Annotated in this window: 11 protein-coding genes and 2 riboswitches; of the genes, 5 read left to right on the top strand and 6 right to left on the bottom strand. The window is 73.5% G+C overall.

The window, feature by feature from the left end; genetic code table 11:
* Positions 1-116 precede the first annotated feature (116 nt).
* Positions 117-2,525: a lysylphosphatidylglycerol synthase domain-containing protein gene (locus C2865_RS27835; RefSeq protein WP_232835838.1), complete on the bottom strand. Its 2,409-nt coding sequence runs from the start codon at positions 2,523-2,525 to the stop codon at positions 117-119.
* Between the two features lie 170 nt (positions 2,526-2,695).
* Positions 2,696-2,791: riboswitch (glycine riboswitch) on the top strand.
* Positions 2,792-2,879, top strand: a riboswitch (glycine riboswitch).
* Between the two features lie 49 nt (positions 2,880-2,928).
* Between C2865_RS27835 and gcvP the strand changes: the two genes are divergently transcribed.
* The 3 genes from gcvP (at position 2,929) to C2865_RS27820 (ending at position 7,697) form a co-directional block, all read left to right on the top strand.
* Positions 2,929-5,799, top strand: coding sequence for an aminomethyl-transferring glycine dehydrogenase (gene gcvP, locus C2865_RS27830; protein WP_106401553.1), 2,871 nt, complete (start codon positions 2,929-2,931; stop codon positions 5,797-5,799).
* Between the two features lie 120 nt (positions 5,800-5,919).
* Positions 5,920-6,702 (top strand): tetratricopeptide repeat protein, encoded by a 783-nt coding sequence (locus tag C2865_RS27825; RefSeq protein WP_106401552.1) that lies wholly within the window; start codon positions 5,920-5,922, stop codon positions 6,700-6,702.
* A 98-nt stretch (positions 6,703-6,800) separates the two neighbouring features.
* Positions 6,801-7,697, top strand: a complete 897-nt coding sequence (locus tag C2865_RS27820; RefSeq protein ID WP_106401551.1) for a CPBP family intramembrane glutamic endopeptidase — start codon at positions 6,801-6,803, stop codon at positions 7,695-7,697.
* Here C2865_RS27820 and C2865_RS27815 read toward each other — a convergent pair.
* From C2865_RS27815 to C2865_RS27805, 3 genes are all read right to left on the bottom strand, one after another.
* On the bottom strand, positions 7,655-8,344 hold the full coding sequence (locus C2865_RS27815; protein WP_198653706.1) for a response regulator transcription factor: 690 nt from the start codon (positions 8,342-8,344) through the stop codon (positions 7,655-7,657). The genes C2865_RS27820 and C2865_RS27815 overlap by 43 nt on opposite strands.
* Positions 8,314-9,618, bottom strand: coding sequence for a sensor histidine kinase (locus tag C2865_RS27810; protein WP_106401549.1), 1,305 nt, complete (start codon positions 9,616-9,618; stop codon positions 8,314-8,316). Before C2865_RS27810 ends, C2865_RS27815 begins: the two co-directional genes overlap by 31 nt.
* Positions 9,619-9,696: 78 nt before the next feature.
* Entirely contained in the window at positions 9,697-10,602 is a 906-nt protein-coding gene (locus tag C2865_RS27805; protein WP_198653656.1) for an exonuclease domain-containing protein, read from the bottom strand.
* 221 nt (positions 10,603-10,823) lie between these two features.
* Between C2865_RS27805 and C2865_RS27800 the strand changes: the two genes are divergently transcribed.
* The gene (locus C2865_RS27800; protein ID WP_106401547.1) at positions 10,824-11,807 is read left to right on the top strand and encodes a phosphotriesterase family protein; all 984 of its coding nucleotides are present in this window, start codon (positions 10,824-10,826) and stop codon (positions 11,805-11,807) included.
* Positions 11,808-11,916: 109 nt separating this feature from the next.
* Complete coding sequence (locus C2865_RS27795; RefSeq protein ID WP_106401546.1) at positions 11,917-12,273, top strand: group I truncated hemoglobin; 357 nt, start codon at positions 11,917-11,919, stop codon at positions 12,271-12,273.
* 9 nt (positions 12,274-12,282) lie between these two features.
* Here the strand turns inward: C2865_RS27795 and C2865_RS27790 are convergent, their stop codons facing one another.
* Both C2865_RS27790 and C2865_RS27785 read right to left on the bottom strand, forming a co-directional pair.
* A complete protein-coding gene (locus tag C2865_RS27790; protein ID WP_106401545.1) occupies positions 12,283-13,524 on the bottom strand; it encodes a methyltransferase family protein in 1,242 nt (413 codons plus the stop codon).
* Complete coding sequence (locus C2865_RS27785) at positions 13,521-14,405, bottom strand: hypothetical protein (RefSeq protein ID WP_106401544.1); 885 nt, start codon at positions 14,403-14,405, stop codon at positions 13,521-13,523. Before C2865_RS27785 ends, C2865_RS27790 begins: the two co-directional genes overlap by 4 nt.
* Between the last annotated feature and the right edge of the window lie 48 nt (positions 14,406-14,453).

Below are 14,453 nucleotides of genomic sequence, written 5' to 3'. Positions count from 1 at the left end.
GGCTCCGTCGGTCCCGCAGAAGCCTTACTGCGTAAAGGCGGACGGCCTCCGGCGCACGCCGCCCGCGGTACGGCGCACGCCGCCCGCGGGCACACGCGTCCGGCCTTAGAAGGCCGTCAGAGGGAGTCGTTCCGCTGCAGGTAGGTGAACGCCGCCCAGCCCGGCAGCACCGGCAGCCAGAACGTCAGCAGCCGGAACAGCAGCACCGCGGAGGCCGCCGTCTCCGCCGACAGCCCCGCCACCGTCAGGCCCAGCGTCAGCGCCCCCTCGACCGCGACGACGCCGCCCGGGGTGGGCGCGGCCGAGCCCACCGCGTTGCCGGTGAGGAACACCACGGCCACCGCCGTCCAGCCCAGTGAGGTGCCGAACGCCCGGATGGAGAAGTCCAGGCACAACACGAACGAGACGGTCAGCAGCAGGGTGCCGCCGAGCCCGGTGGCGACCTTGCGGGGGTCCTGGATCACGTCCAGCAGCCGGGGGACCACCCCGGAGAACAACTGCCGCACCCGGCCGACCACCAGCCGCCGCACCGGCCCGATCGCCGCGGCCACCACCGCCACGGTGGCGACCGCCAGCAGCCCCAGCACCACGGTGCGCGACGGGGTGAAGTCGGCGCCGACCCCGCCCGAGCCGGTGAGGAAGCCCAGGATGATCAGCAGCAGGATGTGCACGCCCAGGCCGACCAGCTGGGAGGCGCCCACGCTGGCCACGGCCAGGCCGGGGCGGATGCCCATCCGCTGGAGGTAGCGGGTGTTGATCGCCACGCCGGTGACCGCCGCGGGCGCGACGAGCTTGACGAACGAGGCGGCGAGCTGGGCCAGGATCGTGCGGCCCAGCGGGATGCGCTCGGGCACGAACCCGATGACCATCATCGCCGCGGCCACGAACGACATGCCGGACGCCAGCACCGCCAGCGCCGCCCAGCGCCAGTCGGACTGCTCCGCCAGCCGTTCCAGGTCGACGTTGCTGAGCTGGGACAGCAGGAAGTAGGCGCCCGCCGCCGCGGCGACGATGCTGATGACGGTGCGCGGCCGGAAGCGCTCCAGCCGGACCGCCGCCACCTCGGTCTCCGGGGTGAACTTGAGGATCTCCTCGCGCAGGGCGCTCAGCAGCTGCTTGTCGCGGCGCAGCGCCGCGCGGGTGTCACGGGAGAGCGCGACCTTCTGCAGCAGCGGGACGATCGCGCCCAGCGCCCCGGGCCCGATGACCGAGGAGGCCAGGTTCACCGCGCGCGCCGCGCCCACCCGCAACGCCAGCGTGGTGAGCAGCTGGGCGTGGTCCAGCCGCAGCAGCAGGTCGCTCGCGGCGGTCTCGCCCCGCCCGAACCCCACCAGCCAGGGTTCGCCGCCGGAGACCGTGATCGCGGTCTCGTCCAGGCTGCGGTGGGCGATCCGGTGGTGGTGCAGCACCTCCAGCTGCCGCCACAGGCTCATGATCAGCTCGTCGGTGAGCTCCCCGTCGGGCAGGCCGGTCAGCGGCACCCCCTCCAGGTGCTCGTAGGCCAGCAGCGCCGCCTCGGTGCCGACCTCGGCGGTGGCCAGCAGGCGGGGGGTGCGGGCGCCCGCGGTGGACGCCGCGTAGGACGCCAGCGACTCCTGCTCCAGGGAGCGGCGCAGCGAGCGCACCGCGCGGCGCGGCTGGTTGGCCCGCAGCCGCAGCCCGCGCCAGATCCGGTAGAACAGGCCGGCCGCCTGCTGGTCGCGGTCCAGGACGGTGACGTCCAGCCGCCGGTCGGGCAGCTCCACCAGGTAGCTGCGGTGGTCGAGGGTGCCGTCGTCGGTGCGCACCACCCTGGTGGGCGGCATCCCGAACCGGCGCAGCACCCCGGCCACCGCGCTGCCCGGCGGCCGCGGGTTGGGGGTGCCCAGGCCGTAGAGCGTCAGGTAGCCCACGAGGCGGCCGATGAGGTAGGTGGCGACCAGGCCGAGGGCGGTGGAGCGGCCCGCCACCAGGGAGGCCAGCGCGGCCAGCGCGATGGTGCCCCACATGACCGCCTGCCAGCGGGGCCGGCCGCCCAGGCGCACCGCGGTGACGTAGGCGATCACCGGGGTGAGGTCGGACTGCAGTGAGACGGTGTCGGCGCCGGCCGGGCCCAGCACGCCGGTGAGCTCGTTGGGTCCGGTGGCGGTGACCCAGGCCTCCACCGCGTAGTCCACGCCGAGGCCGGCGATCGCGGCGAACAGGCCGAACATCACCCGCATGCCGTCCCGGCGCACGATGCGGTCCACGGCGAACACGACGGGCACGGCCAGCACGCCGAAGCTGGCGGTGAGCCCGGCCAGGCTCAGCAGGAAGTGCGGCGCCTGCTCGGTGCCGCGGCTGATGTCGGTCTCCAGGCCGGTGGTCGTCTGGGTGGCCAGGGTGGACAGCAGCAGGAGCAGCCCGAGACCGCCCAGGCAGGCCAGCGCCCGGACCAGGGTGGTGGGGTTGCGGATGCGGCCGGGGAGGGAGGGCTCCTCCACCACCACCGCCCCGGAGAAGGACGGCATCGGCTCCAGGGCCGCGCCGCCCTGAGTGCTCGTCACGCTTACACCGTCCTCCCGGTTCCGGTCGTCCCCAAAGATTAGCCCCACCATGACACCGTGTGATCATGCGTCCGGCGGGTGTTCCGTACGTTTCGGGAACACCTGGATCCTTCCCTGTCCGGCCCGTCCGCGGGAGGTGGATAACCCACCGGATAGACTGATCGTGCTGTCGACCCCGTGCGGGAGAGACTCCGCGCAAGCCGGTGCGGAGCGCCGAAGGAGCAACATCCCCGGAACCTCTCAGGCAAAAGGACCGTGTGGGCGAGGCGCCTCTGGAAAGCGGGCCGCACGGTCCCACCGAAGGTGCAAGCCCGGCCGGGTGAAGCTCTCAGGTCCCATGACAGAGGGGGAGCGGGGTCTCGCGACCCCTCCGCACCCCTTCCGCGTTCCAGGAGGCTCGTCCATGACCGCGCAGTTCGACTTCTCCGACCGGCATATCGGGCCGTCCGCCGACGAGCAGGCCCGCATGCTCGCCGCCGTCGGTTTCGCCGATCTCGACGCCCTGAGCGAGGCCGCGGTGCCCGCCGCGATCCGCACCGGCCGCCCGCTCGACCTGCCTCCGGCGCTGAGCGAGAGCGCCGCGCTGGCCCGGCTGCGCGAACTGGCCTCGCGCAACACCGTGCTGACCTCGCTGATCGGCCTGGGCTACCACGGCACGATCACCCCGGGGGTGATCCTGCGCAACGTGCTGGAGAACCCGGGCTGGTACACCGCCTACACGCCCTACCAGCCGGAGATCTCCCAGGGCCGGCTCGAGGCGCTGCTGAACTTCCAGACGGTGGTCTCCGACCTGACCGGGGTGCCGGTGGCCAACGCGTCCATGCTGGACGAGGGCACGGCCGCGGCGGAGGCGATGGCGCTGGCGCTGCGGGCCACCCGCCGCAAGGAGCCCGGCGTGTTCGTGGTGGACGCCGACGCGCTGCCGCAGACGGTCGAGGTCGTGCGGGCGCGGGCCCTGCCGCTGGGCATCCCGGTGGTCCTGGCCGACCTGGACGCCGGCCTCCCCGAGGGGGACGTCTTCGGCGTCCTGGCCCAGTATCCCGGCGCGTCCGGCAGGGTCCGCGACCTGCGCCCGGTGGCCGAGGAGGCGCACGCCCGCGGCGCGCAGCTGGTCGTGGCCGCGGACCTGCTGGCGCTGACCCTGCTGACCCCGCCCGGCGAGCTCGGCGCCGACATCGTCGTGGGCTCGGCCCAGCGGTTCGGGGTGCCCTACGGGTTCGGCGGCCCGCACGCCGGCTACATGGCCGTCCGCGAGGGGCTGGAGCGGCAGCTTCCCGGACGCCTGGTGGGGGTGTCGGTCGACGCCGACGGCGACCGGGCGTACCGGCTGGCGCTGCAGACCCGCGAGCAGCACATCCGGCGGGAGAAGGCGACCTCCAACATCTGCACGGCGCAGGTGCTGCTGGCCGTCATGGCGTCCATGTACGCCGTCTACCACGGCCCGGAGGGGCTGACGGAGATCGCGCGGCGCGTCCACCGGATGGCCGCGACGTTCGCCGCGTCCGTCGAGGCCCAGGAGGTCGAGGGCTTCGAGGTGGTGCACGAGCACTACTTCGACACCCTCACCATCTGCATTCCCGGCCACGCCCCCGTGGCGGTGGAGGCCGCGCGTCGTGCCGGTTTCAACATCCGCCTGGTGGACGACCGGACGATCGCGGTGGCGTTCGACGAGACCACCACCGAGGAGCACCTGCAGTCGCTGCTGGAGGCGATCGAGCAGCGCGGGTTCCGCCGCGCGGTCGCGCTGGCCGATCCGGCCGCCCAGGCCGGGGCGCTGCCGGAGTCCCTGCGCCGCACCAGCACGTTCCTGTCCCACCCGGTCTTCCACTCCCACCGGTCCGAGACGGCGATGCTGCGCTACCTGCGCCGCCTCCAGGACAAGGACATCGCGCTCGACCGGTCGATGATCCCGCTGGGCTCCTGCACGATGAAGCTCAACGCCACCACCGAGATGGAGCCGATCACCTGGCCGGAGTTCGCGAACATCCACCCGTTCGCGCCGGTCGAGCAGGCCGCCGGCTACGTCGAGCTGATCGGCGAGCTGGAGGCCTGGCTGGCGGAGATCACCGGTTACGCGAAGGTGTCGGTGCAGCCGAACGCCGGGTCGCAGGGCGAGCTGGCCGGGCTGCTGGCGGTGCGCGCCTACCACGAGTCCCGCGGCGAGGGGCACCGGAACGTCTGCCTCATCCCGTCGTCGGCGCACGGCACCAACGCGGCCAGCGCCGTCATGGCCGGGATGCGGGTCGTCGTCGTCAAGTGCGACGACGACGGGAACATCGCGATGGACGACCTGCACGCCAAGATCGAGAAGCACGCCGCCGACCTGTCGGTGATCATGGTGACGTACCCGTCGACGCACGGCGTGTACGAGGAGACGATCACCGAGGTCTGCGCCGCGGTGCACGCCGCGGGCGGCCAGGTGTACGTGGACGGCGCCAACCTCAACGCGCTGGTCGGGCTGGCCAGGCCCGGCGAGTTCGGCGCCGACGTCTCCCACCTGAACCTGCACAAGACGTTCTGCATCCCGCACGGCGGCGGCGGTCCGGGCGTCGGTCCGGTCGCGGTCGGCGCGCACCTGGCGCCGTTCCTGCCCAACCACCCGCTGCGGCCCGAGGCGGGACCGGACACCGGCGTCGGCCCGATCTCGGCGGCCCCGTGGGGTTCGGCGGGCATCCTGCCCATCCCGTGGACCTACATCGCGCTCATGGGCCACGACGGGCTGCTGCGCGCCACCCAGGTGGCGGTCCTGGCCGCCAACTACGTGGCCCGCAGGCTCGCCCCGCACTACCCGGTCCTGTACACCGGGCGCAACGGCCTGGTGGCGCACGAGTGCATCGCCGACCTGCGCAAGATCACCAAGGAGACCGGGGTCACCGCCGAGGACGTCGCCAAGCGCCTCATCGACTACGGCTTCCACGCCCCGACCCTGTCCTTCCCGGTGGCCGGCACGCTGATGATCGAGCCGACCGAGAGCGAGGGCCTGGCCGAGCTCGACCGGTTCTGCGACGCGATGATCGCGATCCGCGCGGAGATCGACCGGGTCGGCTCCGGCGAGTGGGACGCCCAGGACAACCCGCTGCGCAACGCCCCGCACACCGCCGAGACGCTGACCACCGAGGACTGGAAGCACGGCTACGCCCGCCAGGAGGCCGCCTACCCGGTCGCCTCCCTGCGGGAGAACAAGTACTGGCCGCCGGTCCGCCGTATCGACCAGGCCTTCGGCGACCGCAACCTCGTCTGCTCCTGCCCGCCGCCGGAGGCCTTCGAGGACTGACCCTTCCGGGGTGCTCGAGGGGGATTTGGACTTCGTCCTGAAAGGGCCGTGTCGTCGGGGTCGGCGCCGCGGCCCTTTCGGTTAGGGTCTAGATCACTTCTCGAAGGGGGACGCTCCGCCATGACCCTGGCTCAGGCCCGCCTGCTGGCGGAGTCCGGCGACCTGCCCGCCGCCGCGGAACTGTTCGCACGGGCGCTGGAGGACCCCGAACCGTCCGCGCGCGCCCAGGCGGCGCTGGGCCTGGCGGTGGTGCTGGAGGGGCTCGGCGAGCACGAGGCGGCCCGCGACGCGGGCTGGACGGCCATCGAGACCGGCGATCCCGAGTTCGGGCCGCGCGCCGCCTACCACCTGGCCCTGTCGTGCGAGCGGGCCGGGGACCGGGCGGCCGCCGAGCACGCCTGGCACCTGGTCGTCTCCTCCGCGCACCCGGCCTACCTGCCCGCCGCCTGCCTGGCCCTGGCCCAGCTCGCCGACGACGACGGCGACACCGAGACCGCGGCGGGCTGGTGGGAGAAGGTCATCGCCACCGGCGACGGCCAGTACGCCCCCGTCGCCGCCCACGACCTGGCCCAGCGCCTGCTGGAGCTGGGCCAGACGGCCCGCGCCCAGCAGGTCCTGGCCGCCGCCCTGCGCGCCGCGGCGCCCGAGGGCTACGCCTACGCCCGGCTGGCCGTGGCCATGGGCCTGACCCACCTGGAGCAGGCGATCGGCGCGTTCCGCGCCGCGGTGGACGCCACGGACGCCCCGGACGTCGCCCCGCTCGCCGTCGAGCTGCTGGCCCGCACCCTGCCGCTGCGCGGCCGGGACGAGGAGGCCGCCGAGGCGTGGCGGCGCGGTCTGGCCGACCCGCTGCTGGCCGAGCAGGTCGCCGCCCGCCTGCACCGCGAGCCGCCCGCCCCGTAAGGAGTCCGGGAGCCGGCCTGGAGGTAGGGCCGGCACTACCCGGAGATGGGCCTCCGCCCTCTCGTGGGAGAAGGGCGCGCGGGAGTGGAATCTTCCGCATGACACTTTCGTCCTCCAACGATTCCTTCTCCCGGGCAGGGGGCACGACCGGCCGAGGCGTGGCGGTCTTCCTCGCGATCGCCTTCGTGCCCGCCTGGGCGTGGCTGCTGATCGGCCATTTCCTCTTCGGCCTCTCCGCCCTCGATCCGCTGCTCCAGCTGCCCTTCGCGTTCGCCCCGGCCGTGGCGGCGTTCATCGTCAGGCGCTGGGTGACCGGGGAGGGGTTCGCGGACGCGGGGCTCGCGCTGCGTCTGCGCGCATCCCGGCCGCAGTATCTGATCGCCTGGACGGGACCGTTCGTTCTGGTGGCCGCGACCGTGCTGGTCGCCGTGGCCCTGGGGGTCGAGGCGCCTGCCCTCTCGGAGCTCGACGGCCTGGCGTCCGGCGTCCCGGGCTGGATCACGCTGCCGGTCCTGGCGGTGGCGCTGCTCATTCTGACGCCCCTGTACGGGGGAGAGGAGTTCGGCTGGACGGGTTACCTGCGGCCGCGCCTGTTCCCCGGCGACCCGCACCTGTCGATCCTGACGACCGGGCTGATCTGGGCGGTCTGGCACTTCCCCCTGGCCTTCGTCGGATACATCGAGTTCGGCAACGTGGCCTTCGGGCTCGCGTCCTGGACGGTCTCCTTCATCCTGCAGGAGTACATCCTGGCCTGGCTGTGGCTGCGCAGCGGGAACATCTGGGTCGTCAGCCTCGCCCACGCCGGGAACAACATGGTGCTGGCCCTGCTGACGTCCCACCTGCTGGAGTCGCGGACCAGCACCGTCGAGCTCATGTGGATCTCCATCGTCCCGCTCGCCGCGGTGGTGGGATGGCTGGTGGCCACCGGCCGCCTGGAAGAGGGCGCGGCCGCTCAGCGTGCGGCGGGCGGCAGCGGGCGTCCGGCGCGCAGGTAGGCCAGGACGGCCTGGACACGGCGGTGGACGTCGTCGGCCTCGGGCAGCCCGAGCTTGGTGAAGATGTTGCCGATGTGCTTGCCGACGGTCGCCTCGGAGATGAACAGGCGGGCGCTCACGGCACCGTTGGAGCAGCCCTCCGCGATCAGGGCGAGGACCTCCTGCTCCCGCGGCGACAGGACCGACAGCGGGTCGTCCCGGCGCCGCAGCAGCTGGCGGACGACCTTGGGGTCGATCACGGTGCCGCCGGCCACCACCTGGCGCAGCGTGGCCGCGAACTCCTCGACGTCCACGATCCTGTCCTTGAGCAGGTAGCCGACGCGGCGCCCGTCGGCGGAGTCCAGGAGGTCGCCGGCGTAGCTCAGCTCCACGTACTGGCTGAGCGCGACCACCGCCAGGTCCGGGCGCTCCCGGCGCAGCGCCGCGGCGGCCCGCAGGCCCTCGTCGGTGTGGGACGGGGGCATGCGGATGTCGGTGACGACGAGGTCGGGCCCGTGCGCCGCGACGGCGGCCATGAGCTCCTCGGCGTCGCCGACCGCCGCGGCGACCTCGAACCCGAAGCGGCCGAGGAGGCCGGCCAGCCCTTCGCGCAGCAGGACGCCGTCCTCGGCGAGGACTACTCGGACAGGGGGTGCTCCAGTGTGCAAGGAAACTCCACGCGTAGGGTCGTCGGCCCGCCGGAAGGGCTGGCGAGCAGCATTCTGCCGTCGATCACGGCCACCCGGTCGGCCAGGCCGGTCAGCCCCGTCCCCGCCGTGGGGTCGGCCCCGCCGTGCCCGTCGTCCTCGACCTCCACGGTCAGCAGGCCGTCCCGCCACCATGCCCGCACGGCGGCCTGGGTGCCGCCGCCGTGCTTGGCCGCGTTGGTCAGCGCCTCGGCGGCCACGAAGTAGGCGGTCGCCTCCACGGAGGCCGGCGGGCGCCCGGGGAGCGCGGCGTCGACCTCCACGCGTAGCGGGGACCTGTCGGCGAGTTCGCCGAGCGCGCCGGGCAGCCCCCGGTCGGTGAGGACGCGGGGGTGGATGCCCTCGACGAGCTCCCGAAGCTCCGCCATCAGCTCCTTGGCCTGCCGGTGGGCGGCCGCGACGCGTTCGGCGGCGGGCGAGTCCGGCGGGAGGTCGAGGCGGGCCAGCCCGAGCTGGAGGGTGAGGCCGAGGAGGCTCTGCTGCGCCCCGTCGTGCAGGTCGCGTTCGATGCGCCGCCGCTCGGCCTCGAAGGCGTCCACCAGCCGGGCCCGCGACCGTGCCACCTCCACGAGTTCGTCCCGCAGCCTCCCGTCGGGGCCCTCGCCGAGGAGGACCCGCGCGACGCGCACGTGGAGGCCCGCCAGGAAGGACACCAGGTAAGGCAGGGCGGACAGCGCCGCCACGGCCCCGAGCGCGTGGGCGAAGGACTCCGGGAGCGTCTCGACGTCGATCGCGAGCAGAGTCACCGGGGCCTCGCCCGACAGCACCATCACCGGCCCGACGAGTGCCGCGAGAGCCCAGAGCAGGACGAGCAGGGGTACGGCGACTCCCACCGGAGCGGCCACGGCCAGCAGCCCCAGGTACCCCAGCTCGCGCCAGGTCGCGGCCTCGCCGTAGCGGGTGCGCATCCGGCGCCACAGGCCCGCGTTGCGCGGCACTCGATGCCCGGAGCGGATCGGCCGGAGATCCACCAGCCGCAGCCGTCGGCGTTCCCACCGCGCCAGCGGTACCGCGAGCAGCGGCCCGGCCGCGGCGAACAGGACGACCGCCGCGAGGAGCGGGACGCCTCGTCCGTGCACCGCCTCCACCCCCGCGAACAGCGCCGAGGCCGTGAAAGGGGCTGCCAGAAGCGCGCTGGAGAGCAGGTGGGCGGCCGACCGCCAGGGCCACGACCCGAGCAGGAGACCCGGCCGGGAGCACGCCTCCCAGGGAGTCTGCGGTAGGGATGCGGACATTCAAGGCAGATTAACGCTCGCAGATGCCCGTGACGGTAGGGCTGTCCCTGCCTCTGGTGGTCCGAGCGGCCCCGGGAGTCAGGCGGGCTCGCCGGGACGGACCTCTTCGAGCAGCCGGAGGAAGGTGGGCTCGTCGATGACGGGGACCCCGGCCGCCTGCGCCTTCGCCGCCTTGCCCGTCCCGGGGGAGGGCTCGCCCGCGACCAGGACGCTGGTGTGGCGGCTGACGTTGTTCATGACGTTCAGGCCCGCGGCGGAGGCGCGGGTGGCCAGTTCCAGCCGGGGGAGCTCGGTGTCGCCGGTGAAGGCGACCTTCATGCCCTGGACGAGCCCCGACGTCAGCTTGCCGGGGTTGCGGTAGGGGCAGCGTGCCTTGGGGACGCTCACCGGGTAGCGGGAGGTGTCCCGCGGCGGGCACGTCGTGAACGGCAGCTCCACGCCGAGGCGGGACGCCGTCTCCAGCGATCGGCGCAGCACTCCGGAGAGCATCAGCGTGTCGCCGAGCGCGTCGTGCGCCTGGTAGCGGGTCACGCCGTAGTAGTCGACGAGGGTGGTGAGCTGGAGGTCGGGGGTCGGCGGGACGAGCCTGCGGTTGAGGGCGAGTGTGCACAGCCGCCGCCGCACCGGCATGACGACCGCGGCTCGGGCGAACTCCCCGGCCAGGAAGTCGTAGTCGAACGGGGCGTTGTGCGCGACCATGATCCGCCCGTGCAGCATCTCGGCGACCCGCGAGGCCACCTTGTCGAAGGTCGGGGCCCCGCGCAGCCGCTCGGCCGTCAGCCCGTGGATGTGCACGGGCCCCGGGTCGACGCCCGGGTCCAGCAGCGTGGTGTAGCGCCTGATCTCCCGCCAGTTGCGGTCGACCGTCATCACCGCGAGCGAGAGCACCCTGTCGCGCCCGGGCCGCAACCCCGACGTCTCCACGTCGACCAGCGCCCAGTCCTGCGCGTACTCCCCGGAAAGGGACAGCAGCCGATCATCCACGTGTCCGATGGTAACCATCCGCTCCGCTTTTTCACCCCCCGGCGACCGGGTCGTGATCGCCGCACCGCTCGCCGGTCTCGTTCCGGCGCCGTGCAGGGGGAGCGCGGGGGCGGCGGACCTGGCACCGCCGGGCCCGTGCGGACGGTGCTCCGCGAGTGGTAGAACGGCCTCCCGCGCCGCCTCCCGCGCGGGCCGCCGAGATCCAGAGGAGCACGCGCCCCATGACTCAGGTGAACACCGTCCTCGGCCCCGTCGACGCCGCGGAGCTGGGACGCACGTACGTCCACGAGCACATCTTCGTCCTCACCGGCGAGATGCAGGGCAACTACCCCGACGAGTGGGGGAGCGAGGACGAGCGGGTCGCCGACGCGGTGGGGCGGCTTCGGGAACTGGCCGCGCACGGGGTGCGCACCATCATCGACCCGACCGTGGTGGGCCTGGGCCGCTACATCCCGCGCATCCAGCGGATCGCCGAGCAGGTGCCCGAGCTGAACATCGTCGTCGCCACCGGCCTGTACACCTACAACGACGTCCCCTTCTTCTTCCGCTACCGGGGGCACGGCCTGAACGAGGCGCTGGGCACCGACCTGCCCGACCCGATGGCCGACCTGTTCGTCCGCGACCTGACCGAGGGCATCGCCGGCACGGGCGTCAAGGCCGCCATGCTCAAGTGCGCCATCGACCGCGAGGGCATGACCCCCGGCGTGGCGCGGGTGATGCGCGCCGTAGCCGAGGCCCACCGGCGGACCGGCGCCCCCGTCACCGTGCACACCCATCCCGGCACCCGCACCGGCCTGGACGTCAGGCGCCTGCTGTGCGACGAGGAGGGCGTCGACCCCCGCCGGGTCGTGCTGGGCCACAGCGGCGACAGCGCCGACTGCGACCACCTCGCCGAACTCGCCGACGCCGGTTTCCTGCTCGGCATGGACCGCTTCGGCCTCAACCTCGACACCACCTTCGAGGCCCGCGCCGACACCGTCGTGGAGATGTGCCGCCGCGGCCACGCGGAGAGCATGGTCCTCTCCCACGACGCGGCCTGCTACATCGACTGGATCGACCCCGGGGTCATGCCCTTCCTTCCGCAGTGGAACTACCTGCACATCGAGCGGGACGTCCTTCCCTACCTGCGGGCGAAGGGCGTGACCGAGGAGCAGATCACCACCATGCTCGTCGACAACCCGCGCCGCTTCCTCGGCGGGGCCTGACCCCGCGGCGGGCCGTGCCCGGTCGTTTTCTTTCGCGAGGGATCTAGTACTGATAACGGGCGTTTCCTATCATGCCCGGGACACGGCACCCTTCCGGAAGCAGGAGAACATGAGCATCTACGACACGATCGGCGGCTCCGCCGCGGTCGGCGCGGCGGTGGACGACTTCTACGTGCGCGTCATCACGGATCCGAAGCTGGAGGGCTTCTTCACCGGCACCGACCTGGCACGCCTGAAGTCCCACCAGCGGGCGTTCATCGCCGCCGCGCTCGGCGGACCCGAACTGTACGAGGGGCGCGACCTCGCCGCCGCCCACGCGCACCTCGCCATCGCGGACGAGCACTTCGACGCCGTCGTCGCCCACCTGGCCGCCACCCTCGCCTCCCTGGGCGTCCCGGAGGAGACGATCGGCGAGATCGCCGCCGCCCTGGCCCCGCTCCGCGCCGACGTCGTCTCCGCCGGCTGACCCACCGGTTCACGGGCGCCGCGCCGCCTCCCGCGACGGTCCCGCGCCGAAGGCGTCCGCGCACAACTGCGCGCAGTGCCCCAGGCCGGGCAGGAGGAGGAGCCAGCCGAGCAGGGCCCAGCCGAGGGAGATGTGCCCCGCGGCCTCCGCCCACGCGGCGACGCCCTCGGCGCGGCGCCCGTCGGCGCGCTCATAGGTCATGCGGCGCAGGCCCGCCGGATGGTCCGCGGCGTCGCGGACGTTCAGCGCGACGGGGGAGCGCCGCAGGACCCAGGAGGCGACGGGGTGGCAGCGGTCGCAGCCGTCCGCGATCCACAGGACGGCGTGTGGCATGCCGGGGTAGGGGCGGACGCGCGGCAGCCAGGGGCGGACCCGGGAGCGGTAGTGCTCCCACGCCCGGCCGTGCGCCTCTTGCAGCTGCGCCCCCTCATGCCAGGCGGCCAGGCCCAGCCCGTAGGAGACGGCCGCGGTCACGGCGTAGAGGAAGACCGGGTCCAGCAGGGACAGGAGCAGGTAGACGAGCGTCATGCCGAGCTGCATCGGGTTGCGTACGTAGGCGTACGGACCGGTCGTCACCAGGCGTACCGGCGGGTCGTAGGGAAGAGGGGTGCCGCCGCCGGAACGGGCGAACTCCCCGACGGCGGCGGTGGCGATCGCGGCGGGGACGAGCATCAGCTGGGCCACCGTGCCGAGCGCCCACTCCGGCCGTCCGGGCACCCGGCTCAAGGCCACCGGCAGGACGACCATGAGCCCCGTGGCCAGCGCCGCCTGGAGCACCACCCGGGCCATGAGCCGGCGTCCCTCGAACGTCCACCGGGCCAGGAGAAGCCCCGGTAGCAGGGCCGCGGCGACCGCCACCGCCTCCCCGGTGAGCCAGGAGCCGTCCAGCAGCAGGACGGGTTCGCCCAGCGGCATCGCCGCCAGGTCGATCCACACGGCGAAGCCCGCCACCAGGGGCAGCGGAAGGCCGTGACGCAGCGCCAGGACCGCGACGCCGCCCCACAGCACGGCCCAGCCCAGCAGGAGGTCGACCGGCACCCCCGCGACCGTCCCGCCCTCGGCGGCGAACGACCACCATCCGACGCGCAGCGCCAGGACGTTGACCGCCGACAGCGCCAGCACGTTCCAGCAGAAGCCGAGGATGAGCGCCGCGGTCTCCCGCCGTGCGGGCGGTCTGAGGCGGAGCAGCACCGCGGCGATGAGGACCGGGCCGAACAGGCCGACGCCGCGGATCAGCGCGGGATCGTTCACACCGCGCCGCCCGTGAAGGTCTCGGCCAGGTACGCGGCGGCCTCCCGCATGCCGTAGCGCTGGACGGGACCGAAGTACCAGGCGGGGTCGAAGGTCCTCTGGTACCGGAGGGTGACGCTCAACCGGCCCTCGTTCCAGCGGAACTCCGCCTCGGTGAGCCGCAGCCAGCGCGCCAGCGTGGTGTCCCGCGTGATGGCGAAGACCGCGAGGCCGGGTTCGCTGCGCACCACCGTGAGGTCCATCGACCTCGGGGTCGGCTGCGCCCCGATCCCCAGCGACCGGCGCGGGGTGAAGACGATGTGCCGGGTGTCACCGGGCTCGAGGCCGCCGCCTTCCGCCCGCACCGGGTGGGGGAACTTGAGGCGCAGGAAGCGGGAGCGCACCGGCCCGAAGGCCGGCGCCGCGGCGATCTCCGCCGCCAGGTCCGTCCCCGCGGGCGCGGTCCGGGTGACCGTCACCTCTCCGTCGCGCGGCAGGGAGACCGCCGCGCCCTCGAGCCCGAGCAGCAGGGGGACGACGAGCAGCGCCTGCATGCCCCTGCCGGGCCGGGAGCGGTCGGCGATCACACCCACGACCGCTCCGCACAGGTAGAACAGCGGCGCCGCGATGACCAGGCAGACGACCCCCTCGTCCAGCAGCGGTCCCGCCAGCGCCAGGCCCACGGTGATCGTCGCCATGATCGTTCCGAGCGTGCTGCGCGGGCGCGCCGCGGACACGACGGTGAGCGCGATGAGCGCGGGGATGCCGACGTAGAACAGCGCGGTCTGCTCCAGCCGCCCCGCCTCGAGCACCTCCTGGACGAGCATGGCGGCGAACAGCGCGGCCACGACGCCCAGCAGCGTCCTTCGGGCGTGGCGTTCGCGCCGCGGATCGGTCTCCATCAGGGGCACCTCTTCATCGGTCGGTTTAACCAGTCGTTTTAATCGAGT

The sequence above is a fragment of the Actinocorallia populi genome (genome assembly GCF_002995495.1).
In the GTDB taxonomy this organism is placed as follows: Bacteria; Actinomycetota; Actinomycetes; order Streptosporangiales; family Streptosporangiaceae; genus Actinocorallia; species Actinocorallia populi.
Note: the sequence above shows the minus strand (reverse complement) of the source record. Positions and strands in the feature narration are given on the sequence as shown.